At 48.7% G+C, this 24,580-nt stretch carries 25 protein-coding genes and 1 tRNA gene; 13 read left to right on the top strand and 13 right to left on the bottom strand.

Features of this window, described 5'->3' with window-relative positions:
• Nucleotides 1-76: 76 nt before the first annotated feature.
• From ASJ33_RS02210 to ASJ33_RS02190, 5 genes are read right to left on the bottom strand one after another with little or no spacing between them, the layout of a single operon-like run.
• A complete protein-coding gene (locus ASJ33_RS02210; protein WP_041330630.1) occupies nt 77-679 on the bottom strand; it encodes a class I SAM-dependent methyltransferase in 603 nt (200 codons plus the stop codon).
• Nucleotides 679-1,599, bottom strand: a complete 921-nt coding sequence (locus ASJ33_RS02205) for a prenyltransferase (RefSeq protein ID WP_041330629.1) — start codon at nt 1,597-1,599, stop codon at nt 679-681. Before ASJ33_RS02205 ends, ASJ33_RS02210 begins: the two co-directional genes overlap by 1 nt.
• A complete protein-coding gene (locus ASJ33_RS02200) occupies nt 1,583-2,677 on the bottom strand; it encodes an iron-containing alcohol dehydrogenase (protein WP_041330628.1) in 1,095 nt (364 codons plus the stop codon). The genes ASJ33_RS02205 and ASJ33_RS02200 overlap by 17 nt, the downstream gene beginning before the upstream one ends.
• Before the next feature lie 2 nt (nt 2,678-2,679).
• On the bottom strand, nt 2,680-3,447 hold the full coding sequence (locus tag ASJ33_RS02195; RefSeq protein WP_023651949.1) for a class I SAM-dependent methyltransferase: 768 nt from the start codon (nt 3,445-3,447) through the stop codon (nt 2,680-2,682).
• Nucleotide 3,448: 1 nt separating this feature from the next.
• Complete coding sequence (locus ASJ33_RS02190; protein ID WP_012881672.1) at nt 3,449-4,225, bottom strand: class I SAM-dependent methyltransferase; 777 nt, start codon at nt 4,223-4,225, stop codon at nt 3,449-3,451.
• Nucleotides 4,226-4,515: 290 nt separating this feature from the next.
• Here ASJ33_RS02190 and thiL point away from each other — a divergent pair, with 290 nt between their 5' ends.
• Genes thiL through ndk form a run of 4 tightly spaced genes read left to right on the top strand, consistent with a single transcriptional unit; the run spans nt 4,516 to nt 7,800 of the window.
• A complete protein-coding gene (gene thiL / locus ASJ33_RS02185) occupies nt 4,516-5,526 on the top strand; it encodes a thiamine-phosphate kinase (protein WP_041330627.1) in 1,011 nt (336 codons plus the stop codon).
• A complete protein-coding gene (tsaE, locus tag ASJ33_RS02180) occupies nt 5,523-6,014 on the top strand; it encodes a tRNA (adenosine(37)-N6)-threonylcarbamoyltransferase complex ATPase subunit type 1 TsaE (protein WP_012881670.1) in 492 nt (163 codons plus the stop codon). Before thiL ends, tsaE begins: the two co-directional genes overlap by 4 nt.
• The gene (locus tag ASJ33_RS02175; protein ID WP_041330626.1) at nt 5,992-7,362 is read left to right on the top strand and encodes a bifunctional tRNA (adenosine(37)-N6)-threonylcarbamoyltransferase complex dimerization subunit type 1 TsaB/HAD family hydrolase; all 1,371 of its coding nucleotides are present in this window, start codon (nt 5,992-5,994) and stop codon (nt 7,360-7,362) included. Before tsaE ends, ASJ33_RS02175 begins: the two co-directional genes overlap by 23 nt.
• A 9-nt stretch (nt 7,363-7,371) precedes the next feature.
• On the top strand, nt 7,372-7,800 hold the full coding sequence (gene ndk, locus ASJ33_RS02170; protein WP_041330625.1) for a nucleoside-diphosphate kinase: 429 nt from the start codon (nt 7,372-7,374) through the stop codon (nt 7,798-7,800).
• On the opposite strand, the gene rsfS is transcribed toward ndk, so the two are convergent.
• Nucleotides 7,801-8,151, bottom strand: coding sequence for a ribosome silencing factor (gene rsfS, locus ASJ33_RS02165; RefSeq protein ID WP_236886626.1), 351 nt, complete (start codon nt 8,149-8,151; stop codon nt 7,801-7,803).
• Nucleotides 8,152-8,264: 113 nt separating this feature from the next.
• Between rsfS and ASJ33_RS02160 the strand changes: the two genes are divergently transcribed.
• Nucleotides 8,265-9,095: a TIM barrel protein gene (locus tag ASJ33_RS02160; protein ID WP_041330622.1), complete on the top strand. Its 831-nt coding sequence runs from the start codon at nt 8,265-8,267 to the stop codon at nt 9,093-9,095.
• A 71-nt stretch (nt 9,096-9,166) separates the two neighbouring features.
• A complete protein-coding gene (ftsH, locus tag ASJ33_RS02155; protein ID WP_041330621.1) occupies nt 9,167-10,981 on the top strand; it encodes an ATP-dependent zinc metalloprotease FtsH in 1,815 nt (604 codons plus the stop codon).
• Nucleotides 10,982-11,175: 194 nt separating this feature from the next.
• On the opposite strand, the gene ASJ33_RS02150 is transcribed toward ftsH, so the two are convergent.
• From ASJ33_RS02150 to rsmI, 4 genes are read right to left on the bottom strand one after another with little or no spacing between them, the layout of a single operon-like run.
• Entirely contained in the window at nt 11,176-12,150 is a 975-nt protein-coding gene (locus tag ASJ33_RS02150) for a polyprenyl synthetase family protein (RefSeq protein WP_041330619.1), read from the bottom strand.
• A gap of 21 nt (nt 12,151-12,171) precedes the next feature.
• Entirely contained in the window at nt 12,172-13,833 is a 1,662-nt protein-coding gene (metG, locus tag ASJ33_RS02145) for a methionine--tRNA ligase (protein WP_041330617.1), read from the bottom strand.
• A gap of 8 nt (nt 13,834-13,841) precedes the next feature.
• Entirely contained in the window at nt 13,842-14,057 is a 216-nt protein-coding gene (locus ASJ33_RS02140) for a hypothetical protein (protein WP_010936165.1), read from the bottom strand.
• A 24-nt stretch (nt 14,058-14,081) separates the two neighbouring features.
• Nucleotides 14,082-14,906 carry a 16S rRNA (cytidine(1402)-2'-O)-methyltransferase gene (gene rsmI, locus ASJ33_RS02135; protein WP_041330616.1) on the bottom strand — a complete coding sequence of 275 codons (825 nt, stop codon included), beginning with the start codon at nt 14,904-14,906 and terminating at the stop codon, nt 14,082-14,084.
• Between the two features lie 200 nt (nt 14,907-15,106).
• Here rsmI and ASJ33_RS02130 point away from each other — a divergent pair, with 200 nt between their 5' ends.
• Nucleotides 15,107-16,252, top strand: coding sequence for a GuaB3 family IMP dehydrogenase-related protein (locus tag ASJ33_RS02130; protein ID WP_023651937.1), 1,146 nt, complete (start codon nt 15,107-15,109; stop codon nt 16,250-16,252).
• A gap of 90 nt (nt 16,253-16,342) precedes the next feature.
• Here the strand turns inward: ASJ33_RS02130 and ASJ33_RS02125 are convergent, their stop codons facing one another.
• The 3 genes from ASJ33_RS02125 to ASJ33_RS02115 form a co-directional block, all read right to left on the bottom strand.
• Nucleotides 16,343-17,107 (bottom strand): hypothetical protein, encoded by a 765-nt coding sequence (locus ASJ33_RS02125; protein WP_023651936.1) that lies wholly within the window; start codon nt 17,105-17,107, stop codon nt 16,343-16,345.
• A 28-nt stretch (nt 17,108-17,135) separates the two neighbouring features.
• Nucleotides 17,136-17,210: transfer RNA gene (locus tag ASJ33_RS02120), tRNA-Thr, on the bottom strand.
• A gap of 76 nt (nt 17,211-17,286) precedes the next feature.
• Entirely contained in the window at nt 17,287-17,685 is a 399-nt protein-coding gene (locus ASJ33_RS02115) for a Rieske (2Fe-2S) protein (protein ID WP_023651935.1), read from the bottom strand.
• Nucleotides 17,686-17,868: 183 nt separating this feature from the next.
• Between ASJ33_RS02115 and pdxS the strand changes: the two genes are divergently transcribed.
• The 6 genes from pdxS to pyrH all read left to right on the top strand — a co-directional run bounded on the left by pdxS (nt 17,869) and on the right by pyrH (nt 24,580).
• Nucleotides 17,869-18,750 carry a pyridoxal 5'-phosphate synthase lyase subunit PdxS gene (pdxS, locus tag ASJ33_RS02110; RefSeq protein ID WP_012881658.1) on the top strand — a complete coding sequence of 294 codons (882 nt, stop codon included), beginning with the start codon at nt 17,869-17,871 and terminating at the stop codon, nt 18,748-18,750.
• Nucleotides 18,751-18,753: 3 nt separating this feature from the next.
• Complete coding sequence (gene purL, locus ASJ33_RS02105; protein WP_041330614.1) at nt 18,754-21,615, top strand: phosphoribosylformylglycinamidine synthase subunit PurL; 2,862 nt, start codon at nt 18,754-18,756, stop codon at nt 21,613-21,615.
• 6 nt (nt 21,616-21,621) lie between these two features.
• A complete protein-coding gene (gene purQ / locus ASJ33_RS02100; RefSeq protein ID WP_023651932.1) occupies nt 21,622-22,389 on the top strand; it encodes a phosphoribosylformylglycinamidine synthase I in 768 nt (255 codons plus the stop codon).
• A gap of 185 nt (nt 22,390-22,574) precedes the next feature.
• Complete coding sequence (gene rpsB / locus ASJ33_RS02095) at nt 22,575-23,312, top strand: 30S ribosomal protein S2 (RefSeq protein WP_012881655.1); 738 nt, start codon at nt 22,575-22,577, stop codon at nt 23,310-23,312.
• 24 nt (nt 23,313-23,336) lie between these two features.
• Entirely contained in the window at nt 23,337-23,840 is a 504-nt protein-coding gene (gene tsf / locus ASJ33_RS02090; protein ID WP_012881654.1) for a translation elongation factor Ts, read from the top strand.
• A gap of 14 nt (nt 23,841-23,854) precedes the next feature.
• The gene (gene pyrH / locus ASJ33_RS02085) at nt 23,855-24,580 is read left to right on the top strand and encodes a UMP kinase (RefSeq protein ID WP_012881653.1); all 726 of its coding nucleotides are present in this window, start codon (nt 23,855-23,857) and stop codon (nt 24,578-24,580) included.

The raw sequence follows: 24,580 nt of genomic DNA, 5'->3' as shown, positions 1-24,580 counted from the left end.
GCAGTATCTGTTATAAAAAAATAAAACAGGCCTTTTAAGAAGGCCTGTTTGTAATATATATCTAACCTCTAATTGTTTAAGCGGGCTTTCGAGCCCGAACAAAAACAAATACCCCCCTGACAGCTTCCAGTTCCTCCACCTCAAAGCCGGCTTCAGTCAAAAGCTTGCGCCATTCCTCTAGCGTATGCACCCACATAATATTATGTTCAACAGGATAACGGTATATAGTATTGACTATCAGAGAATAAAACTTGTTTTTGGGCTGGTAAATGTCATAAACAGCCACCTTGCCGCCAGGCTTCAAGGTACGGAAACACTCCGCCAGTACCTTGCCGAAGAGCTTGAATTCATGGCTGGCACTGGAGCAATAAATGCGCTCAAACTCACCGTCTTCAAACGGCAGATGATAGGCATTTCCCCGTACCAGAGTTTTGTTGGGGCGTTTGGTGCGGTCATTAAGGGCCATCATCTGGACAGACTGGTCTAAACCTACAATCCGCTTTGCTTCTATCTTGTTAGCAATATACCCAGTACCGGTACACAGGTCAAGGACACTGAAAGACGAGGTATCTTCGTTAAGCATTCTGTCACGGGCACTTTCAAATGTACCCAGCATAAACATACGGGTTAAAAATTCGTATACCGGAGCAACTTTTTCAAAAAAACTGGGGGCTACCATTATGTCAACATCCCTATGGCCACCGTAGCAGTTGTGACCGAATATATTATGACCATCAATTTATTGGCCATGGCTACCTTTATGGGGTCATTATAATAACGGTGAGCAATCCTGACGGCCATAACAGCCAGAGGAATACCACCTAAAGATACAGCGGAAAGAGGCGGCATTATCCCGTTGAAAACCAGCGCCAGTATATAAGCATATAGGACTAGCAATGAAATAAAAAACAGATTCTTGGCATTTTTTGGCCCTAAGCGGTAAGTCAAGTTACGTTTGCCGGCTGCCCGATCTTCCAGATAATCAGGTATCTCATTTATAAGTATCATTGCCCACATACACAAACCCGGTATAACACCTATCAGCAGTATATCCGAACTAACCATACCGGTATGAACAAAATACCCCCAGGCGGTCAGCACCGGCCCGTAACCGATAAGCATCATAAGTTCGCCCAGACCGTGGTAAGCAAGCCGCAAAGGTTTAGCAGAGTACAGTATGGAAATAGCTGCACCTATAATGGCAATCCACATAACTCCCCAGCCCATATCCAGCGCCATATAAATGGCACACAGCAGGGCGAAGAAATACAGAGAGAAGATAACCAAAAGCGACTGGCGGGGTTTTATAATCCCGCAGGTGAATACCCCGCTCCCTCCGGAAAAGGGGTTTTTAGCATCTATAGGTTTGCAATCAGTACCGTAAACATAATCAAGAGTATCGTTAAACATGGTAAGGCCAATCTGGACAGCAGCAGCGGCTGAAAAAGCCACGACAAAATTGGCAATATCAAACGTACCCTCGGAAAAAGCCAAAGCACCGGCTAATACCACCGGCATTACACCCTGAGGTAAAAATTTGAGACGGGCGGCCTGTATCCAATCCTGAAAATCCGACCGTTCGCTAGTAAGCGCTTTCAAGAACTTTCTTTAAAACCTCTTCAGAAACCTTGGTACCTATTTTACCATTTTCCTTGTGGAAGCGGGTAAAATCCTCAAGCAAAAAGAAGTCTGTACGGGCAGTACGGCGTTTGTTATCATAGCGAAGGGCTTCCATCACCCCTTCTAGAGGAACATCCGCCGGAATACGAGTGGGCAAACCCAGCTTCTTGAAAATACGCTCTATTTTAGCGGCCAGTTCGGGCTTCATATAACCCATTTCACAGGAAAGGGCGGCCTCAGCCACCATACCTATAGCAATAGACTCACCATGCAAAAGCTGGCCGTTTTTAATAATCTCCACCGCATGGCCTATAGTATGTCCAAGCTCCAGCTGGGGGTCAAGCTTACCCTCAAACGGGTCAATCTTAAGCAGCTCCAGCTTAAGCTCTATGGTGTGGCGGGAGATGTAATCTATAACTTTCGGCGAATAATCACCGGCATGTTCTTCTATATAGTCAAAAAAGGAGGACTCCTGACACAAGCCGTGTTTCACAGATTCGGCCAAACCGGCCCGTATCTGGCGTTCGGGCAAAGTCCGGAGAAAATCAAAATCTATAAAGACAAACTCCGGGGCATAATACTGGCCGAACAGGTTTTTACCCATTTTGTAGTTAACAGCCTGTTTCTGGCCAATGGCACTGTCTATCTGAGCAACCATGGTGGTAGGAATATGGAAAAAGCGCAAACCCCTGAAAAGGAGTGCGGCGGTCAGGCCGCCCAGATTACCCACTACCCCGCCCCCCAGGCAGACGATAACGCTAGATTTGGTAGCCCTAAGGTCAAGGATTTTTGAGCCTATGTCTTCCAGAGTAGACAGAGTTTTTGAGGCTTCACCGGCAGGGAAAGCCAACAGGTGGGTTTCGGTCACCCCGGAAAGCAAATCTTTGATTTTATCCTTCAGGATATTTTCAAGATTGGAATCGGTAATAATAAAAAATTTGTCCGCATTCAGTTCACGTGCATATTCCGGCAGACTATTCAGTATATCGTTGCCTATATATACGTGACGGGTACGGTTATTCCCAATGTCATAAGCCAGTGTATCCACTTTACCCATGTCTAATTCTCCGGCTTATAGGCAACAGTCAGTGTACCCATACCGCCACTCTGATAGTGGGATTTGATATTTATAAAACCCTGATTTTGGAGTATAGCCATTATTTCCGCGTTACTAGGCATGGCCAACACCGAATTTGCCAGATAACGGGCAGACTTTTTTTCTGTACCAATTATCCGAGCCATAATGGGCATCAGATTCTTCAAGGCAAACAGGTAAATACCGCGGAAAGGCTGTTTTTCGGGTTTGGTCATATCCTGTAAAACCAGCAGACCGCCCGGTTTAAGTGCTTTGAAGATATTAGAGGCAGCCAGATTTTTGTTGGCAAAATTGCGGAAGGCAAAGCAAGTGCCGATAACATCGTATTTGGCATCACCGTAGGGTATTTCGGCATCACCCACCCAGAATTTCACGTTGCGGTCCGGATAATTCTTCTTGAGACGTCCCTTGGCTACTTCCACCATTTCGGGGGTGATATCAAAGGCGTCTATATCCACATTTTTCATGTAGCGCAAAGTATTAAAGGTAACAAAACCCGTACCGCACGCAAGGTCCAGCATTTTTACCTGCGGCATATTGCGGGTATAGGTCAGTATCTCCAAAACCATCTCTTTGCCCCAGCGGCGATGAATACCCAAACCCATAATATCATCATGCAGGTCATAATGTTTGGCCTGAAAACCAAATAACTGAAGCATATAACGTTTGCGGGCCTGAGCCTCTTCAGACTCAAAACCGGGGTCTTTCACATTCACATCTACACTGCTCATTTTATTCTGATTTCTCCGGTTTATAGCCCCAGATTACGCAGGCAATACCCAGCGACAAGCTCTTATACTGGCATTTTTCAAAGCCTTTGCTTTCCATTAGTTTTACAATTTGCCCGTTAGTGGGCATCATCATAGCAGATTTATAAAGCCAGCGGGCAGCCGATTTTTCGGTACCCAAAATACTGGTAAACAAAGGCAAAATATACTTCATATAGAATATATACAGTCCGCGCATGGGGTGGTGTTCAGGTTTGGTAAGGTCCTGAATAATAAAGAGACCGCCCGGTTTCAAGGCACGGAAAACATTCTCGGTAGCCAGCCCTTTGTTGGCAAAGTTGCGGTAAGCGAAACTGGTGGTTATCAAATTGTATTTCTCTTCGCCAAAGGGAACTTCGGCATCACCCTGCCAGAACTTTATACTCCGCCCTTTGAAATACTTTTCGTAACGCTCCTTGGCAACCGCCAGCATATCGGGGCTGATATCAAAGGAGTCTATATCAATGTTTTCGAAGTTCCGGGCCGTATTGAAGGTAACAAAGCCGGTGCCGCAAGCCAAATCAAGCATTTTGGTACTGGTGCGGCCTTTCACAAACTTACCGACAATCTTAAGAACAGTCCGCATCCAAAAACGGTGGGCATAAAGCCCGAAGACATCATCGTGGAAATCATAGTTTTTCGCTTGAACTACGAACAAGTCAACCATGTACTGTTTACGTTTATGCGCCTCTTCAGAGTCAAATCCGGGATCCTGGATAGGCGCTTCGGCCAAACTACTCATCAGCTATCACCTTTTGAAGCATTTATTTAAACATATACCGTATCTGAAGTCATTGAAACGGAGAGTTAGCAATGACAAAACTCAGCTTTTTTGAGTAAGTGCCAAATAAAAACGCCATATTGATGGCGATTTCAAAGACCAATCATATTCCTCAATGTATTAATTGTCAAGGTTGACCCCATTCGCAACTCATACGTAAGCCAAATCTGAAAAACCACCCCCTGAATTTTACAAAATGACTATTTTCAGCACTGCAGGCACCGCATGAAAAATGGTATAATCTTTGCATTATGAAGGTTTCTGACATAGGCGAATGCCAGCTGATAGACAAGCTGAACAATCTTTTACACCAAAAGTCTGCTGTAAACACCCCTGCCCGTGAAAACTTAATAATTGATATTGGTGATGATGCCGCTGTTTTTCTGCCGCAGGGATATCAGCTGGTCACCGTGGACAGCCTGATTGAAAACGTACATTTCAACCGCAACATGCTTTGCTGGGCAGATTTGGGTTACAAAGCCATGGCAATAAATATGAGCGATATTGCCGCCATGGGGGGAGTCCCTCAATATGCCATAGTTAATATTGACCTGCCGCCGGATACGCTCGTTTCCAGCGTGACAGACTGCTATAACGCCATGTACAGTCTGGCTGAAAAATACCAGATTGCTATAATAGCCGGTGATACCAACCAGTCATCCATAATAAACCTGGCTGTCACTTTGCTGGGTTCGGTGGAAAACCCGAACCGCCTGCTTACCAGAAATGCTGCTCAGGCAGGGCAGAAAATAGCTGTTACCGGTTATCTGGGCAGTGCTGCTGCCGGTTTGGATATGCTGCTAAACCAAACAAAAGTCCCTGACGAAAGTCGTGAGATATTTTACCGCTCCTTTTACCGCCCTGAACCGCGGATAAATGAAGCCAGGTTGCTGGTTAAAGAGGGCGTCCGTTGCTGTATAGATATTAGTGATGGGCTGGTGATTGACCTTGGGCATGTACTCAGGCAGAGCCGGGTAAGTGCCAGAATTGATCTTGGTAAGCTGCCCCTCCACCCCAGCCTGCGTCTTTGCTACCCCTTTCAAGCCCAAAACATGGCCCTTTACGGGGGTGAAGATTACGAACTGTTGTTTACCGCCTCTGCCGAGGTGATAGAGCAAATTTCGGTGCAGAGTCCTATACCGGTTACTGTCATAGGTGAGATTATTCCGGGTAAACCGGAGGAATTAAGATTAATGGATAAAGATGGGAGGGCCCTTCAGCCGGGAAAGAACGGCTGGGAGCATTTTAAGAAACCAAAATGAATCAACTTGAACTGGTGAGTCACAGTACCCAGCAAACCCAGGATCTGGGAAAGATAATAGGCGAACTGGCATCAGCCGGGGATATTATCTTCCTGGTGGGAAACCTTGGAGCAGGCAAAACTAACCTGACCCAGGGACTGGCAAAGGGACTGGATATTACCGAAAATGCCTTGAGCCCTTCATTTGTGCTCGTGCGTGAGATGTACGGACGTTTACCTTTGTATCACATAGATTTATACCGTCTGGACCTGAGCGAAGAGATAGAAGAACTGGGTCTGGATGACTATTTGTACGGCAGCGGAGTAACTGTGGTAGAGTGGGCTGATAAAGCCGACGAACTGCTGCCTTCAGAAAACCTGCGGATAGAAATAGCCTATCTTGATGATGATAAACGTGAGCTGACCCTATATGCCTGGGGTATCCGCTATGAAGAGCTGTTAAATGAGATTTCACAGAGGGTAAAGGATGCCGGTTTTAATAGCCATTGATACTGCCACCCCGGATACCGGGCTGGCTATCCTTAAAGATAATGAAATAGTGGCCCAGTACAACTGGCTCAGTCACCAGAACCAGACGGTAGAGCTGTTGCCCCGGCTGAACTGGTTGCTTGAGTCAGCTGGTCTGGTCCTTAAAGACGCTAACGCTATTGCGGTTTCTATAGGGCCGGGCAGTTTTAACGGCTTAAGAGTAGGCCTGAGTACCGCCAAAAGCCTGGCTTTTGCTCTGGATATCCCCCTGTGCGGTATCGGCACACTGGAACTGGCCGCCTACCCCTATCTGGCAAGCGGCCTTAAGGTGTGGGCATTACTGCCCTCAGGTCAGCAGGAATATGCCGCAGCAGTTTACCAAAAGGACGGAGACGGCTTAAAAGAAGTGGCTAAACCCTATATCACCAATCTGGCTGATTTGGCCGCTGAAGTCAGTGAACCCTGTGTTATCTGCGGGCCGATAAGCCAAACCAGCCAAGCCGAACTTAAGACCCTGCTTGGAGATAAAAAAACAGTATTTGCCCCGGCTGATATACGCCCTTCAAGGGCAGCCTCGCTGGCACGGCTGGCTAAAAAGAGGATTGAAGACGGCCTGACTGACAGCCCTGCCGGTTTGCAGCCGCTTTACCTGCGCCGCCCCCAGATATCCCCCCGCAAACACCGCACCGGCCTGCCGCTCTCCCAAAACAAAGCCGTTATCTGGGATATGGACGGGGTAATTGCAGATTCCGCCCCCTTTCATATGCGGGCATGGCAGACTACTTTTGCGGAGATAGGTTATACTTTTTCCGAAGCAGATTTTTACCGTACCTTCGGCCTGCGGAATGACATGATAATTTACTCGGTGCTGGGTGAAAAATCAGACGCGGATACCATCCACACTCTGGCTGACCGCAAGGAACACCTTTTCCGTGAATACGCCGGACAGGAGATAAAGCTATTTCCCGGTGTGATAGAACTTTTAAAATCCCTGAAAACAGCCGGTTACCGCATGGCTATTGCATCTTCGGCACCGCTGGCCAATATCAAGCTGGTTATGACCAAACTGGGTATAGGGGACTACTTCCTGGCTACAGTCAGCGAAAAAGATGTCACCAAGGGCAAGCCCAACCCCCAGGTATTCTTACTCTCGGCCGCCAGACTGTGCGCCAGCCCGGAAGAGTGCCTGGTAATAGAAGACGCACCCGCCGGAGTGGAAGCCGCCAAGAAAGCCGGTATGAAATGCATAGCTGTTACTAACAGCCAGCAACCCCAAGCCCTGAGCGAAGCTGATATGATAGTTGACACCCTGGGCAAGATTAGTGTAGAAGATATAGCCGGTTTTATAGGTTTGGCCGGCGCTAAATAAAGGAGAAATATGGAAAGAACACTTTTACTGGTTAAGCCTGACGGCGTTAACCGCGGCCTGTCCGGCGAAATACTGGGCAGAATGGAAAAACTGGGGCTGAAAATGATTGGCCTGCGGATGCTCCAGATGGACGCCGTTTTAGCTGACAAGCACTATGCCCCCCACCGGGAACGCCCCTTTTTCAAGGATTTGGTCACTTACATCACCTCAGGCCCTATTGTAGCCGCTGTTTTTGAGGGCGAAAATGCCGTCGAGAAAATGCGCAAGGCTATGGGGGCAACTGACCCTGCCAAATCTGAAAAGGGTACTGTACGGGGAGATTTGGGTATAAATATAGAGCAGAATACCGTTCACGGCTCAGACTCGGCTGAAAATGCCAAACACGAAATAAGCCTGTTCTTCAGCGAAAGCGAACTGGTGCACTACAACCGCCGTTAGTTACTGCATGGCAACTAGTTTAGGGGCATTCTCCCAGAGACGGTCAAGTTTATAGTAAGAGCGTATTTCAGGGGTGAATATGTGGGCAATCACCCCGCCGAAATCAAGAAGTATCCAGCCTGAATCCGCGTCACCTTCACGGTGGCGCGGCCCTATTTTAAGAGGTTTAAAGGTCTTTTCAACCGTATCCGCAATAGCTGAAAGCTGGCGGCCGGAAGCGCCGCTCATCAGCACAAAATAATCACAGTAGCTAACCAGCTCCCTGACATCCAGAAGGACTATATCTTCAGCCTGTTTCTCACTGGCTATGCTCACCATCTGCCGGGCAATATCTATTGATTCCAAGTGCACCCTCCCCAAAAATCTGTTTTTAGTATAGCATACAACCCGCTAAGGGCTGTAATAAGGCTAAAACAGCCCTTAGGTTTTTTAAATGCCGAACACATCTGATATACTTATACCCTATGGCAGGTTTACTTTTCGGCACCGCCGGCATTCCCTATTCCACCCCCAAACACACCACCCAGAACGGTATTCACCGGGTGGCGGAACTGGGGCTGGATGGCATGGAAATAGAGTTTGTCCGCGGGGTATATATGAAAGCCCCGGATACCAATCCGGTACGCATACTTTCAGAGCTTCTCCGCATAAAGCTGTCCGCCCATGCCCCGTACTATCTGAACTTTAATGCAGTTGAAGAAAACAAGGTCAAAATGAGCCAGCACCTTCTGTACCAGTCCGCCAAAATGGCATCACTCTGCGGGGCGGGGTCTCTGGTATTCCACCCCGGTTTTTACCTGACAGATTCTCCTTCTGCTGCCTACGAAGCCATACGGGATAATATCCGCCCGGTGGCTGAACGTCTTCAGGAAGAGGGCTTTCAGATAACCCTCCGCCCCGAAGTAAGCGGCAAAGTCACCCAGTTCGGAGATCTAAAGGAGACTATGGCACTTTGCAGCGAGATACCCGGCCTGCTGCCGACCATAGACTTTTCCCATTATCATGCCCGCACCGGCAAATTCAACTCCTACTCCGAGTTTAGTTTTATGTTAAATACCATGGCAGATTATCTGGGTGAAAAAACACTTAAAAATATGCACATTCATATTTCGGGTATAGACTACTCACCCCGTGGGGAAAAACAGCACCTGAATCTGGCAGAGTCAGATTTCAACTATAAGGAGCTGTTACTTTGCCTGCGCGACACAGGCTGTGCCGGGCTGGTAATCTGTGAGAGCCCAAACATTGAGGAAGATGCCCTGCTCCTGAAAGAGACATACTTCTCGCTGGCGTAAAGACGCCAAAATCCTTATATGCTATAATTTACTTAATATGTCCCATACTACATGAAATTTTGAGGTACCAAATGAATTCAAATTGGAAACGCAGCACCATTATGTATGTCGTGATGCTGGTGGCTATCATAGCAATCTTTTCGTTTCTGGTGCCGAACGCCCAGAAACCGGAGGAAGTGCCCCTGAGCCAGATTATAACCCTGTCTCAGGAACACAAGATTGCCGAAATAACGGTTGACAGCGAAAACATAGAAGTAACCACTACTGACGGCACAAAACTTACCACCGTAAAGGAATACATAGCCAGCATTTACGAAATTGAGGGGTTAGACCTGACTGATGTAAAGGTAAATATCCAGCCGGCGGGCGGACTGGACTGGGGCACTATGATTCTTACCTATCTGCCCTTCCTAATATTCGGCGGTCTGCTTATCTTTATCTTCACCCAGGCAAGAGGCGCCAACAACCAGGCAGTCTCTTTCGGCCGTTCAAAAGCCAAGCTCTTTAATATGGATAAACCCACCATCACCTTTGCCAACGTGGCCGGGGTAGATGAAGCCAAACAGGAAGTGGGCGAAGTAGTAGAGTTCTTAAAATCCCGTGAAAAGTTTCAGGCGCTGGGTGCCCGCATTCCCAAAGGTATTTTGCTGATAGGCCCTCCCGGTACGGGAAAAACTTTGCTGGCCAAGGCTATTGCCGGTGAAGCCGGCGTTCCCTTCTTTTCTATAAGCGGCTCCGAGTTTGTTGAAATGTTTGTGGGTGTGGGCGCTTCCAGAGTGCGTGATTTGTTTGACCAGGCTAAAAAGAATGCCCCCTGCATTATCTTTATAGACGAAATAGATGCTGTCGGACGCCAGCGCGGTGCCGGACTGGGCGGCGGGCATGACGAACGCGAACAGACCCTTAACCAGATACTGGTGGAAATGGACGGGTTTGATACCGATACCAGCGTAATAGTTATTGCGGCTACCAACCGCCCTGATATCCTTGACCCAGCCCTGCTCCGCCCGGGCCGTTTTGACCGCAGAGTGGTGCTGGACAAACCCGATATAACAGGGCGTGAAGCCATACTGAAAATTCATGCCAAGGGCAAACCTCTGGCAGATACAGTTAATCTGGAAAATCTGGCTAAGCAAACAGTCGGTTTTTCGGGTGCGGATCTGGCAAACCTGCTTAACGAAGCCGCCATACTGGCTGCCCGCAAGAACCGCAAAGTAGTTGAAACCGAAGACCTTGAGGAATCAATTGACAGAGTTATTGCCGGACCGGAACGCAAGAGCCGCCGCATAAGCACTCAGGAAAAAGAAGTCACCGCCTACCACGAAACCGGACACGGCCTCGTACTTCGGCTGGTACAGGGTGCTGACCCTGTCCATAAAATATCCATTGTAGCCAGAGGCATGACACTGGGGCATACCCGCCAGCTGCCAAATGAAGACCGTTACCTGATGACCCGCTCCCAGTTCAAGGCCATGATGGCCGGACTGCTGGCCGGGTATGTAGCAGAGGAGCTGACCTTTAAAGAACTCTCAACCGGTGCTTCAGATGACCTTCGCCGGGCTACCGATATTGCCCACAAGATGGTCACCAGCTACGGCATGAGTGACAAACTGGGACCGCGCACCTTTGGCAACAAAGAGGAAATGGTCTTTTTGGGACGAGAGATATCCGAACAGAAGGACTATGGCGAAAAAGTGGCCGATATGATTGACGAAGAAGTGCGCGGGCTGATTGAAGAAGCCCATCAAAAGGCCAAAACCATACTCACCGAAAACAAAAACCGTCTGAAGTTTATTGCCGAAAAATTAGTTGAAAAAGAGACTCTGGAAGGAGTTGATTTGGAAAACCTATTCGTAGGTGAACTCCCCATATCCGAATCTGCCTAAACCCATACCGGATTAATCAAAAAGCCACCTTCTTAAAGGTGGCTTTTTTGTATTAAAAAATACTCTATTTTATCAGGCAAAAATACCTTCCAGCCAATCCCAGATTTCACTCAAATGGGTAAGGACAAAGACAATCACAATGAGAGCCAGAATACTTCCCAGACAACCCATAAGTTTCATCTTATATCTCCTTGTCAGTTTTTACGTTCAACTATAAACTCTGCCAGCTGGTAGAGAGATTCGCGGGCAGCTGTTTTGGGAAGCTTTGACAAGTCTTTGCAGGCCAAATCAGCATAGCGTTTAGCCTCTTTGTAGCTAAGGTCTATAATATCTGATGAATTTATCATCTCCACTGCTTTGGCAACATGAGCGGAACGGTCTGTTGCACCCAGCATATCCTTGATGGGGTTACTTTCCGGATAACGATCCATCAGGAGGAGTGCCGGCAGGGTAACTGTGCCGTTATTCAAGTCTGAACCTATGGGTTTGCCCATATCTTTTGCATTACCCACAAAATCCAGTATATCATCTACTATCTGGAAACTTAAACCCAGATTATAGCCGTAAGAACGCATTATTTCTTCGTCAGCCGTCGAAGCATCTGCCAGTATAGCCCCGCCCTTGGTGGCCATTACAAAAAGAGCGGCTGTCTTGCCGGATATCCTCTCCAGATAATTCTCATAGCTCTGGTCAGGGTTAAAACTGGCATAAGCCTGCTTCAGCTCACCGGAGGCTATTATCTGCAAAGTCTGGGCAAACAGAGTAACTATACGCATATTACCGGTGTCAGCTGCTGTTTCGGCAGCATGGGCAAAAAGGAAATCACCTAAAAGTATAGCCTTTTCCAGCCCCCATACGGAATTGACAGTGCGGCGGCTGCGGCGGGTATCAGCCTTGTCAATGGCATCATCATGCACCAGGGTTGCTATATGCAGCATTTCAGAAGAAGTGGCCAAAGGCAACACTCTTTTTATGCCGGCACCGAAGCACATGGCAGACAGCATGGAAAGGGCCGGCCTAAGTACCTTGCCCCCTACCAGAATATAATCCAGCATTTCCGCCATTTCGGGAAAAGACTGCTTCCGTCTTTCGGATACCAGTTTAAATTCGTCCTCAACCCCTTTGAGTCCTTCATTTATAGGTGCGTAGATAGAGCTAAGTTTCAACAAGACCTTGCCTCCTGGTAAATACTAAAGCCCCATGCGGGCGGCTTCTTCTTCGACAACCGAATCTTCCAGTTTCTTAAAAAGCGGCTCCGGCGGGGTCATTTCCTGCCCGACTACCGGCATTTTAAGCACCCAGCCATCTTTTTCTATTTCAGAGCCGAAACCCAGATAGGTACTGAGCCTGCTTGAACTTTCCGGCAGGAACGGGTAAAAAGCCACCCGAAGCCCGGAAAGAGCCGCCATGGCCACGTATAAACTGCGGGCGGCGGCAGCTTTGTCCACCTTTATTTCCTTCCAGGGGGCTTTTTCATCCAGATAGCGGTTTGCCTCCTGGGCCAGTGACATAGCCAGTTTAATAGCCTCACGGAAATTACAGCCGTGCAAGGCCTTGTCTGTTTCAGACAGCATGGCGCTGGTTTTCTCAATGAGATTCAGGGAACGTTCGTCCAGCTTGCCGTATTCGGGAACTTTATTGTCAAAATTACGGCAGACCATAGTCAAAACGCGCTGGGCCAGATTGCCGTAGGTGGCTACCAGTTCGTCATTATTGCGGCGGACAAATTCCCTCCAGGAGAAATCCATATCAGAGCTTTCAGGCATATTGGCCGAAAGCAGGTAACGCAGGGTATCCACGCTGTAGCGTGAAAGAACATCGTCCACCCAGATAGCCTTATTGCGGCTCTTGGAAAACTTCTGGGCTTCTATAGTGAGATATTCATTTGAAGGTACATCATACGGCAAATTAAGTCCGCCTTTACCCATCAGCATAGCCGGCCAGATAATGGTATGGAACGGAATATTGTCTTTGCCTATAAAATAATAGCTTTTAGTATCTCCGCCCCAGTATTTCTGCCACTCACCCGGCTGGCCTTTAGCCACCGCCCACTCTATACTAGCAGACAGATAGCCTATTACCGCTTCAAACCAGACATACAGCCGTTTGCCCTCATAACCCGGAAGCGGCAGCGGCACACCCCAGTCCAAATCACGGGTAATAGCCCGGTCTTTGAGGCCTTCTTTTAAATAACGCAGAGTAAAATTTAATACATTGGTCCGCCAGTGGGTTTTGTTCTCCACCCAGCGGAGCAGTTCTTCTTCAAATGCCGAAAGTTTCAGGAAAAAGTGCTCGGTTTCCTTAAACTCGGGGGGATTGCCGCAGTTTTTGCAGCGAAAATTCAATAATTCAGCCGCATTTAAGGGTTTGCCGCAGTTGTCACACTGGTCCCCGCGGGCACCTTCATATTTGCAGTGGGGGCAAGTCCCCTCCACATAGCGGTCAGGTAAAAAACGGTTGCAGCGGGGGCAAAACGGCTGGCAAACCGTATCTTTATAAATATAACCCTTTTCATACAGGCTGAGGAACATCTCCTGAGCGGTGCGGGCATGGTTAGCGGTTGCAGTTGAGGTATAGCAATCCCAGCTTATGCCCAGCTTCGGCCACGAAGCCATAAACAGCCGGTGATAACGCTCTGCCACTTCAGCAGCAGTAATACCCTCCTGCTCCGCCCTTATGGTAATAGGAGTGCCATGCATATCCGAACCGGATACCATAAGCACTTCATCCCCGCGGGTGCGGTGGTAACGGGCAAAAATATCTGCCGGCAGATAAGCGCCGGCAACATGCCCCAGATGCAATTGGCTGTTGGCGTAAGGCCAAGCCACACCTATAAATATTCGTTCGCTCATTTATATCCTCAGGGCAGAAAGGTTAGAATTCTCTCGCCTTTTTCTTCTTTGTAGCTGGCATACCCTTTCTTCAGGGCGCATTCCACACAGTAATGAACGGTAGTACCTTTGTCTACTTCTTTACCGTCTTCTTCGTCTACAGCCAAATAACGCTCAGGATAGGGAATATTATTGTTGCAGCCAGTGCAAACCACATCTCCCAGTGAAATACATCCTCTCCTCATGAAACACCTCGCAAATTTTACCTATTATAAGGTTTTGTTAATTTTAAGCCAAGCCCGGTAGATTTCTTTTTTGGGCAGACCGCTTTTTTGGCTTACCAGAGCCACCGCTTCTTTAGCCGGTTTGCCCTGTTTTTTGAGTATGCTAAGTTCCTTTATTATATCATCCGTCAGCTCCGGCTGAGATACGGGCGGTTTACAACCCTCCACCACCAGCACAAATTCACCCCTCGGCTGGTCAAAATGACTGATAGCCTGGCTGATACTGCCCCTGAATATTTCTTCATATATTTTGGTAAGCTCACGGCAGACGGCTATCTGGCGGTCTCCCAGCACATCTTTTATGTCAAGCAAGCAGCCATGCAAACGGTGGGGCGCTTCCAATATAACAATACTTGCACCAAGTAATGCCGCTTCCGAAAGGGCTTTTCGGCGTTCAGTTTTCTGGCGGGGCAGAAACCCCAAATAGCTGAAATTGGCGGAGTCCAACCCGGATACCGCTACCGCTGTTATCACGGCTGAAGCCCCCGGCACAGGCACAACCTTTATACCGTTTTCATGGGCGGCTTTGATAAGCTCGTAGCCGGGGTCTGAAATACCGGGCATACCGGCATCTGAAACCAAAGCCACATCCCCCTCTCCCAGCACCTCCAGAATATAATCCAGCTTTGACAGGCGGTTATGCTCAAAGTAACTGGTCAGGGGGGTCTTTATATTATGGGCGGAAAGCAGTTTACGGGTATGGCGGGTATCCTCCGCCGCAATCAGCTTTACCTCTGAAAGCACACGCAGTGCTCGGAGGGTTATATCCTCCAGATTGCCGATAGGGGTCGCCACCACATATAAAGCCATAACCTTATTATTGTAGCAGAATAAGACTAAAGGCTAAACTGGCAGCTGAAAACCCGCCGGAAAATACTGCCCCTTAAATCTGCCCTGACTTCTCTCTACTTTTTAACCTCCTTCAGGGTTATAATAGAAACAAACACCTTGCCTTGACTTGGCTTTGCCGGCTCTGATATAGTTCATGTTTAATAGTAAGGAGAGCTGAGATGACAGTACCAGAATTTAAAACCCTCAGGCGTACCTACGGCTTTGACGAGGTAGCCATTGTCCCCGGCGGGTTAACAGTTAACCCCGAACAGGTAGAAGTTGATTTTAAAATCGGCAATATTAACTTCGCCATTCCTTTTATCGCCTCGGCCATGGACGCCGTAACCAATGTGGATACCGCGGTTGCCATGAGCAAAATGGGTGGTTTATCTGTTTTGCATCTGGAGGGTATTTATACCCGTTATGAAAACCCCCAGGAAATTCTTGACCAGATTATATCTAAACCCATTGACGAAGTAACTGCCTTCATGCAGAAGATTTATACTGCCGAACCTATTAAAGAACACCTGATTACCAAGCGGGTAAGCGAAATAAAAGCCAAAGGCGGCGTCTGTGCCGTCTCCCTGATGCCTGCTAATGCCAAAAAACTGGCTCCCGTAGCAGTTGAAGCCGGAGCGGATATTATATCTGTTGCTTCCACTGTCACTTCAGCCCGCCATGTCTCCAAGAGCAGCCACGGGCTTATCTTTGAAGAATTTGTAAAGATGATTAAAGTCCCAGTACTGGTTGGCAACTGCGTCAGCTATCAGGCTTGCCTTGAGCTTATGCGTACCGGTGTTCACGGAGTAATAATCGGGGTTGGTCCGGGTGCTGCCTGCACCTCACGCGAGGTTTTAGGTATCGGCGTTCCCCAGATAACCGCCAGTATGGACTGCGCCGCTGCCCGTGAAACATATTATAAAGAAACCGGCCGTTATGTGCCTATTATTACCGACGGCGGCTTTAAAAAGGGCGGCGATGTCTGCAAGGCTATCTGTGCCGGTGCTGATGCCGTCATGCTGGGGTCACCGTTTGCCAAGGCTGCCGAAGCTCCCGGACGGGGTTATCACTGGGGTATGTCTCATCCCCACCCCTCCCTGCCCAGAGGTACCCGCATCAAAGTGGGCACTACCGGCAGTCTGGAGCAAATACTGTTCGGCCCCACTTCCGTTACTGACGGTACTCAAAACCTGGTTGGTGCGCTTAAAACATCCATGGGTGTCTGCGGCGCTTCCAACATACGCGAAATGCAGCAGGTTGAAATGGTTATTGCACCGGCTATTACCACCGAGGGTAAAAGCTACCAGCTCTCCAAATGCCAATAAAGTATTTTGTATAAAATATAAAACAAAAAGCCGGTTTAAACCGGCTTTTTTATTCGCTGAAATTCACAGCCCTAAAACAGAGGCCTTTAATTAATCATCTTCATCTGGTTCTTCGGGTTCTTCAGGGGCAACTGATTCGGACGCAGGCATTTTCAGAGAAGGCACAATGGCACTCATATGCCCGCGTTTGCGTTTAACCGCCCATTCAGCCCCGTCTATCAGCGTACGCAGTTCTTTCAAGCCTGTACTGCCGCTTATCAGCACTCCATCTATACCCAAAGCCCAGAGTGACTGAAGCTCCGAAAGCGTGATATTTGAACTTACCCTTACCAGAAATGGTTTTGACAATATATCCGCAAAACGCTGGTAGAGCATAATCTTCCGCCAGCTAAGAGCGGCTGTATCTGCCTGCTCACCCACGATAACCGCCCCTACAGACAGACAGTCCGCCGCCCTTATCATAAAATCAGTCAGGTTGTTTTCAAGCATAATTATTTTGCCGGTCTTTTCAAGAGCCGTCAGGGGTGATACCTCAGCATCCGGGCTGAAAACTACAAAATCCGCACCGGCCTTGGCCATTTTTTCGGCATCAGCTGCTTTATCACCCAGCGCTACACCCCAGATTGTATCGCCCAGCATATCTGCAGTCTCTTTCAGTTTCTTGGCACTAGCTTTGCCGGCGGAAACAATCACTACGTCCGCCCCGCCAAATGTTTCTTTATCCGTCAGGTCTTCTATACCCAGTTCCGCCGCGAGCAGCATTTTAGGCTGGGGAACAGAGGCAACCGCGTTAAAACCCATAGGGCGTACATAGCCCTTGGATACATTTTTAAGCTTGTCGATAAATTTGCTCATTATCGCTTCGTACCTCGTCATAAATAAATGGAGCCAGCGAGAGGATTCGAACCTCCGACCGGCGGTTTACGAAACCGCTGCTCTACCTCTGAGCCACGCTGGCGCAGGCAATAGTATAGCATAACGGATATTTCCGTCACTACCGACAGCAGTTCCGCAGAATTCTTTAAACCCAGATACTAAACACTGATAAGTAGTTTACCGTCAGCCTGGCTGGTAAGCAACCGCCGTAGTTCATGCTTATGCTGGGCAGGTCCGGAAAGAACCTTGCCGTTATAATCAAAAGTAGAGTGGTTTACACTGCAGCAGCGGAGTCTGGATTCACCCTCCACGGGGTCAATTTTGCGTCCGCCATGGGGACAGGCATTTTCATAAGCATAAAGATTGTTATCCTGCCCGCGCACTACCAGCACCGGTTTGGCAAGCCCCTTGCCCGCCATATAACCAGCCCCGCCCTTTTCAGATAGTGCCGGAGCTTTTGCCAAATCAAGGGTAATCTGGCTATCCATCAAACTCCAAACATCATCAGCTAACGGTGCGGTATCACATTTACCCATTATAGCTTTGAAAATATTCACCAAATCCTCCCTGTTTTCACTTTAAAAATTCCTCGTTTGATTACAAAAGTATAGCACAAAGACAGTACCATATTAACAGACAGATGCTGTAATAATATGCAATTATGTTTGCCCCAAAGGAGCATAAATAGTAGAATATAGCCGAATAGGACAGGGCGGAAGAGCCCTCAGGGGAGATTAGATATGGAAACCGGTACTTTTAAAGTAAAATCTGGCCTGGCCCAAATGCTAAAAGGCGGGGTGATTATGGATGTAACCACCCCCGAACAGGCTAAAATAGCGGAAGAAGCAGGCGCCTGCGCCGTTATGGCTTTAGAGCGCGTACCTTCGGATATAAGGGCGGCCGGCGGCGTTGCACGCATGGCAGACCCCACTATTATCGAGCAGATTATGAAAGTAGTCAGCATACCTGTTATGGCCAAATGCCGTATTGGTCATTTCGTAGAAGCCCAGATACTGGAATCCATGGGGGTTGACTACATTGATGAGTCCGAGGTACTTACCCCGGCTGATGAAAATTTCCACGTCTGGAAACATGATTTTAAAGTCCCCTTCGTTTGCGGCTGCCGTGATTTGGGCGAGGCCTTAAGGCGGATTGGCGAAGGCGCAGCTATGATACGCACCAAGGGTGAGGCCGGCACCGGCAACATTGTGGAAGCAGTGCGCCACATGCGTTCCGTTATGGGCTCTGTCAGGCGTGTACAATCCATGTCTGCTGACGAACTTTCCGCCTATGCTAAAGAGATAAATGCACCCCTGGAACTGGTGATTGAACTTCACAAAACAGGTAAACTGCCGGTAGTAAACTTTGCCGCCGGCGGAGTAGCTACCCCGGCTGATGCAGCCCTTATGATGCAGCTGGGGGCGGACGGGGTATTTGTAGGTTCGGGTATATTCAAATCATCAAACCCCGCAGCTATGGCCAAAGCCGTAGTAAAGGCAGTAACCCACTATAAAGATGCCAAAGTACTGGCCGAAATATCCAAAGGGCTGGGTGATGCCATGCCTGGTCTGGATATAAAACAGATAGAACCCGACAAGCTGATTTCCCAAAGGGGCTGGTAAAAAGTGCATAGAATAGAAGTCTCCCTGAAACCGGAGTGGCCAGATCCCAGAGGTAACGGTGTTTGCCGTGATATACAAGACCTTGGTATTACCTCAGTTGCCGAAGTACGGGTAATAGACGTTTTCTGGCTGGAGGGACAGCTTTCAGACAGTGAAGTCATGACCATTTCTGAGGAGCTTCTTTCAGATAAAATAATCCAGACCTTTAAATATGACGCTGACTGCCCGCAGGCGGAAGCTGACGGCTTTTCGGCTATAGAAGTTACCTATAACGCCGGGGTAACCGACCCGGTTCAGGAAACTATACTCAAAGCCATTTCTGATTTGGGTATAAAGGGCGTAACTGCCGCCAGAACAGCTAAACGCTACCTGCTTAAGGGGGAGATTTCGGCTGATGAACTGAAAACCATCGGCAATAAACTGCTTATAAATCCCATCGTCCAGCACGTGGTTAAGAGCGGTTCAAACCCCTTCCCCCCTAACCCGCAGTATACTTTTAAACTGAGGAAAATTGACCTGCTGGCCGAAAAGCTGAAAGACAACATGGCCTCACTGGGCAAGGAGTTCAGCCTGAGCCATCAGGAACTTTCGGCTATTTATGAACATTACCTGAAATTGGGGCGGGCACCCACTGATGCCGAACTGGAAACCCTGGCCCAGACATGGAGCGAACACTGCTGCCATAAAACCTTTAAAGCCACCCTGGATTATGACGGCCAGATTATAAATAACCTGCTGAAGCAGACTATAGCCAAAGCCACCGCTGAGCTTAACAAACCCTGGTGCTTATCTGTTTTTGTAGATAACTCCGGCGTGATAGAGTTTGATGACAACTGGGGAGTCTGCTTTAAGGCTGAAACCCATAATCACCCGTCAGCGGTTGAGCCATACGGCGGTGCTGCCACCGGCATTGGCGGGGTAATCCGTGACATACTGGGCACGGGACTTGCCGCCAAACCCATTGCCAACACAGATGTATTCTGTTTCGGCCAGCCTGATCTACCCGAAAATAAACTCCCCCCGGGAGTACTACATCCCCGCCGCGTTTTCAAAGGAGTGCGCTCCGGCGTGGCAGATTACGGCAACCGTATGGGCATACCCACGGTTAACGGGGCTGTCATTTTTGATGAACGCTATACCGCAAACCCGCTGGTTTACTGCGGTACTATAGGCCTTATACCCAAAAAATATGCCCTGCCGGGCAAGCAGTCTGCAGGTGATTTGGTGGTGCTGATTGGCGGGCGTACCGGCCGTGACGGCATACACGGTGTGACCTTTGCCTCCGGAGAACTGAATGACCGCTCAACCGAGCTGTCTTTTACCGCCGTCCAGATAGGCAACCCCATTGTGGAAAAGCGCATGCTAGATACCCTGCTTGCCGCCCGTGACCGTGAGCTGTTTGTACGAATTACAGACTGCGGCGGCGGGGGTTTAAGCTCTGCCATAGGTGAAATGGCCGAATCTACCGGGGTAAAAGTCTATCTGGATAAAGTACCCTTGAAGTACTCCGGCCTAACTTACTCTGAAATATGGATATCCGAAAGCCAGGAACGGATGCTGCTGGCAGTTAAAAAAGAAAAACTGGGTGAGATTATGTCACTCTTTGAAAGCGAAGGGGTAGAAGCATCGGTCATAGGCGAATTCAGCAGTGACCGCCGCCTCAAGCTTTTTTACGAAGACAATCCAGTGGCTGATTTGCAGATGGACTTCCTGCATCACGGGCGGCCGCAACTGGAGTTAAGTGCCACCCGCCATAAACACCACCACCCCGAAGCTAATTTTGACTGCCCGAAAGATATTGAAACCGAGCTTAAAAATATACTTTCCCACTGGAATGTGTGCAGCCGGGAGTGGATAATCCGCCAGTATGACCATGAAGTTCAGGGCGGAAGTGTCCTTAAGGCCATGGCTGGGGCTGAAAATGACGGGCCGGGTGATGCCGCCGTTATCCGCCCGGTGCTTGGCTCAAAGAAAGCGGTAGTAATATCAAACGGCATTAACCCCAGCTACGCTGACGTAGATGCCTATAATATGGCCGCATCCGCTATAGACGAAGCCCTAAGGCAGATTATTGCGGTAGGCGGCAACCTTGATAGGGTAGCCCTGCTGGATAACTTCAGCTGGGGCAACGCCAGCCGTCCTGAAAGCCTGGGGGATTTGGTGCGCGCCTGTCAGGCCTGCCATGACCTTTCCCTGGTCTTTGAAACCCCCTTTATTTCGGGCAAAGACAGCCTGAATAACGAATTCCGTTATGAAGATAAACTGATTACCATTCCCCACACCCTGCTTATTTCCGCCATAGGGGTAATGGAAGACGGTGATAAGGCCGTCAGTATGGATTTTAAAAAATCCGGAAACCTTATTTATATTGTGGGGAAAACCGCCGAAGAACTGGGCGGCTCCCATTACTTCAAAAACCATGGATTCATAGGTAACCGTGCTCCTGCCGTAAATGCCAAGCGCGCCAAAGAAAATATGCAGGCCCTTTCTTCCGCTACCGCCAAAGGGCTGGTAGCTGCCTGCCATGACCTATCCGAAGGCGGGCTGGGAATTGCGGCGGCTGAAATGGCGTTCAGCGGCAAACTGGGTGCAAACATACGTCTGGCAGATGTACCTCTTTCTGAAAAGATAGCGCGGGAAGATTATATACTCTTTTCAGAGTCTAACAGCCGTTTTCTGGCAGAAGTATCCCCCGAACATAAGGCCGAATTTGAAAAGCTGATGCAGGCGAGTGACTTCGGGCTGATTGGAGAGGTTACTGCTGAAAACCGGTTGTACATAACCGGGTGTAACGGCACTGATATTCTTTTGAACACTCCGGTTAGCGAACTGAAAGAGGCCTGGCAAAGGCCAATGCGCTGGTAGGTAGAAATGAGTAAAGTAAAAACCCTGATACTCCGCACACCCGGTACTAACTGTGATGCTGAAACATCTTATGCCTTTGAGCTGGCCGGTTCCGAGACAGAGATGGTACATATAAACGAACTTCTGGCAAAGCCTTCACGCTTAGCCGAATTTCAGATAATGGCTTTTCCCGGCGGCTTCGGTTATGGTGATGACCTGGGGGCGGGACGGGTACTGGCTAATGAAGTGCGCCTGAAACTGGGTGAAAAAATAAACCGTTTTCACGAAAGCGGCGGGCTTATTATAGGTATCTGCAACGGCTTTCAGGCACTGGTCAAGACCGGTATACTGCCGGGCCCCATGAAAGACGGGCAGAAAATAACCCTGACAGACAACAACTCAGGCCGTTTTGAGTGCCGCTGGACATACCTTTCGGTAAATCCTTTTTCCACCTGCGTGTTCACCCAGGGTATAGACCGCCTGTATCTGCCGGTAGCCCACGGCGAAGGCAAACTGCTGGGCAGCCCTGAAGTAATAAACAAGCTGAATTCGGTGGTTTACTATACCGACAAAGCCGGCAAACGCAACGCCCCCTACCCGGCTAATCCGGCCGGCACCCTGATGGATATTGCCGGCATAGCAGACGAAAGCGGGCGGATATTTGCCCTCATGCCCCATCCTGAGCGTTTTGTCCGGGGCAGCCAGCACCCGCGCTGGCCGGCGGAAGGTTTGAAAAAAGAAGGCGACGGGCTGAAAATATTTACCAATGCCGTAAAGTGGGTACGCCAAGTCTAAAGCCGCAAAATATAGCCGTTTTATTTATTTTTTGTAATAAATACATTACATCAGGCACAGCTTTTAAATGCCTGATTAGCGAAAGCGGTGTTGCTGGCTAATTAGGCTTGTGTTATACTTCTGTGTTATCATCATGTAAATATAGCTATTAAATGGTTTTTTAACTAACTAGGAGGGGATAGAGCTTGCCAACTACAAACATCAAAGAGCTTCTGGAAGCCGGGGCGCATTTTGGTCACCAGACCAGCCGCTGGCATCCGCGGATGAAGAAATATATCTTCACCAAACGCAACGGTATTCACATTATTGACCTTGAAAAGACCGTGGTCATGCTGGACAAAGCCTGTAATTACATTAACCAGGTTGTCAGTGATGGCGGTAAGGTTCTTTTTGTTGGTACCAAAAAACAGGCCCAGGAAATTTTGGCTGAAGAAGCCAAGAGATGCGGCATGTATTTTATCAATCAGCGCTGGACAGGTGGTATTTTAACCAATTTCCACTCCATTCAGTCACGGATTGATTATCTGGTACGGCTGGAAGACCAGCAGGCCAGGGGTGATTTTAACCGTCTGCCCAAAAAAGAAGCTCAGAAACTGGCTGAGGAAATTGCCCGTCTGAACCGCACTATGGGCGGCTTCAAAGAAATGACCCGCTTACCGGATGTAATCTTTGTGGTAGACCCCACTAAAGAAAAGATTGCTATGGCTGAAGCCAAACGTATGGGCGTTCCTCTGGTGGCTATGGTTGATACCAACTGCAACCCCGACGAAGTTGACTACCCCATCCCTTCTAATGATGACGCTATGCGGGCTATCAAACTCATTTGCTCCAAAATGGCTGATTCCGTTATCGAAGCCCAGAATGCTTTGAAGGTTACCGAAGTTGAAACCACCGGTGAAGCTCAGGCTGAAACTGCCGGTTAAATAATAAACACTGGAGTTAATAAATTGGCTATCAATGCTGAACAGATAAAAGAGCTCCGCGAGAAATGCGGCGCAGGCGTTATGGAGTGCCGCAACGCTCTGGTGGATGCAAATGGCAATGTTGAAAAAGCCCAGGAGATTCTCCGGGAGAAAGGCCTGGTAAAAGCCGCCAAAAAGGCTGAACGAGAAACTGTCCAGGGCATAGTGGAATCATATATCCACACCCAGGGACGGATTGGTGCATTGGTTGAGCTTAACTGCGAAACTGACTTTGTTGCCCGCACTGATGCCTTTAAGGAACTGGCCCACAATCTGGCCATGCAGGTAGCGGCCATGTGCCCGCTTTACCTGTCTGAAGAAGACCGCCCGGCTGACTGTGAAGTTGAAGCTGCAAACGCCTGTTTATTGCTTCAGCCTTACATCAAAGACCCCTCCAAAACCATCAACGGTCTCATTATTGAAACTGTTGCCAAGGTTGGAGAGAATATCCGCCTGAAGCGGTTTGCCCGATTTGAGCTTGGAGGCTAGTACCGGTATTTTTTATGGCTGAAATAAAATATAAACGTATCCTGTTAAAACTCAGTGGAGAGGCTTTCAAAGGAGCCACGGGATACGGTATTGATATCCCTACCGTAAGAAGCATTGCCCAGGAGATTAAGCATATCTGTCTTATGGGTGTTGAAGTGGCTATTGTGGTAGGGGGAGGCAATATTTGGCGGGGGGCAACCGCTGCCAAAGAAGGCATTGACCGGGTTTCAGCCGATTATGCTGGTATGCTGGCCACTATTATAAACGCCCTTACCCTGCAGGACGCCTTGGAACGTGAGGGTATCGTAACCCGCACCCAATCTGCCTTGGCTGTCCAGCAGGTAGCCGAGCCGTATATCCGAAGGCGGGCTATACGGCATCTGGAAAAAGGGCGGGTAGTTATCTTTGCCGGAGGCACCGGCAACCCCTATATGACCACCGACACCGCCGCCGCTTTACGTGCCATAGAAATAGAAGCCAGTGTGCTTCTTATGGCTAAAAATAAGGTGGACGGCGTTTATACCGCTGACCCTAAAAAACACCCCGAAGCTACCTTGTTCCAGCACCTTACTCATATGGAAGCTATAAACAAGCGCCTCCAGGTTATGGATGCAACGGCCCTTTCACTTTGTCTGGATAATAAATTGCCGATTATTGTGTTTGACCTTCAGTCCTCCGAAAGCCTGGTTAGCGCCATTTCCGGTCAGCCGATAGGTACATTAATATCCAGCGAGGCTTAG

Origin of the sequence: Dehalococcoides mccartyi, from assembly GCF_001889305.1 — a bacterium.
GTDB classification, from domain to species: domain Bacteria; phylum Chloroflexota; class Dehalococcoidia; order Dehalococcoidales; family Dehalococcoidaceae; genus Dehalococcoides; species Dehalococcoides mccartyi_A.
This window is presented reverse-complemented; position numbering and strand designations above follow the sequence as displayed.

Coding starts and splice junctions, on each gene's coding strand:
- pdxS (WP_012881658.1), top strand. CDS start 17,869: ATGGAAACCGGTACTTTTAAAGTAAAATCTGGCCTGGCCCAAATGCTA.
- ftsH (WP_041330621.1), top strand. CDS start 9,167: ATGAATTCAAATTGGAAACGCAGCACCATTATGTATGTCGTGATGCTG.
- thiL (WP_041330627.1), top strand. CDS start 4,516: ATGAAGGTTTCTGACATAGGCGAATGCCAGCTGATAGACAAGCTGAAC.
- pyrH (WP_012881653.1), top strand. CDS start 23,855: ATGGCTGAAATAAAATATAAACGTATCCTGTTAAAACTCAGTGGAGAG.
- ASJ33_RS02175 (WP_041330626.1), top strand. CDS start 5,992: ATGCCGGTTTTAATAGCCATTGATACTGCCACCCCGGATACCGGGCTG.
- ASJ33_RS02125 (WP_023651936.1), bottom strand. CDS start 17,107: ATGAGCAAATTTATCGACAAGCTTAAAAATGTATCCAAGGGCTATGTA.
- ASJ33_RS02190 (WP_012881672.1), bottom strand. CDS start 4,225: ATGAGTAGTTTGGCCGAAGCGCCTATCCAGGATCCCGGATTTGACTCT.
- ASJ33_RS02140 (WP_010936165.1), bottom strand. CDS start 14,057: ATGAGGAGAGGATGTATTTCACTGGGAGATGTGGTTTGCACTGGCTGC.
- metG (WP_041330617.1), bottom strand. CDS start 13,833: ATGAGCGAACGAATATTTATAGGTGTGGCTTGGCCTTACGCCAACAGC.
- ASJ33_RS02210 (WP_041330630.1), bottom strand. CDS start 679: ATGGTAGCCCCCAGTTTTTTTGAAAAAGTTGCTCCGGTATACGAATTT.
- ASJ33_RS02200 (WP_041330628.1), bottom strand. CDS start 2,677: ATGGGTAAAGTGGATACACTGGCTTATGACATTGGGAATAACCGTACC.
- ASJ33_RS02195 (WP_023651949.1), bottom strand. CDS start 3,447: ATGAGCAGTGTAGATGTGAATGTGAAAGACCCCGGTTTTGAGTCTGAA.
- tsaE (WP_012881670.1), top strand. CDS start 5,523: ATGAATCAACTTGAACTGGTGAGTCACAGTACCCAGCAAACCCAGGAT.
- purQ (WP_023651932.1), top strand. CDS start 21,622: ATGAGTAAAGTAAAAACCCTGATACTCCGCACACCCGGTACTAACTGT.
- ASJ33_RS02130 (WP_023651937.1), top strand. CDS start 15,107: ATGACAGTACCAGAATTTAAAACCCTCAGGCGTACCTACGGCTTTGAC.
- ASJ33_RS02160 (WP_041330622.1), top strand. CDS start 8,265: ATGGCAGGTTTACTTTTCGGCACCGCCGGCATTCCCTATTCCACCCCC.
- ndk (WP_041330625.1), top strand. CDS start 7,372: ATGGAAAGAACACTTTTACTGGTTAAGCCTGACGGCGTTAACCGCGGC.
- rsmI (WP_041330616.1), bottom strand. CDS start 14,906: ATGGCTTTATATGTGGTGGCGACCCCTATCGGCAATCTGGAGGATATA.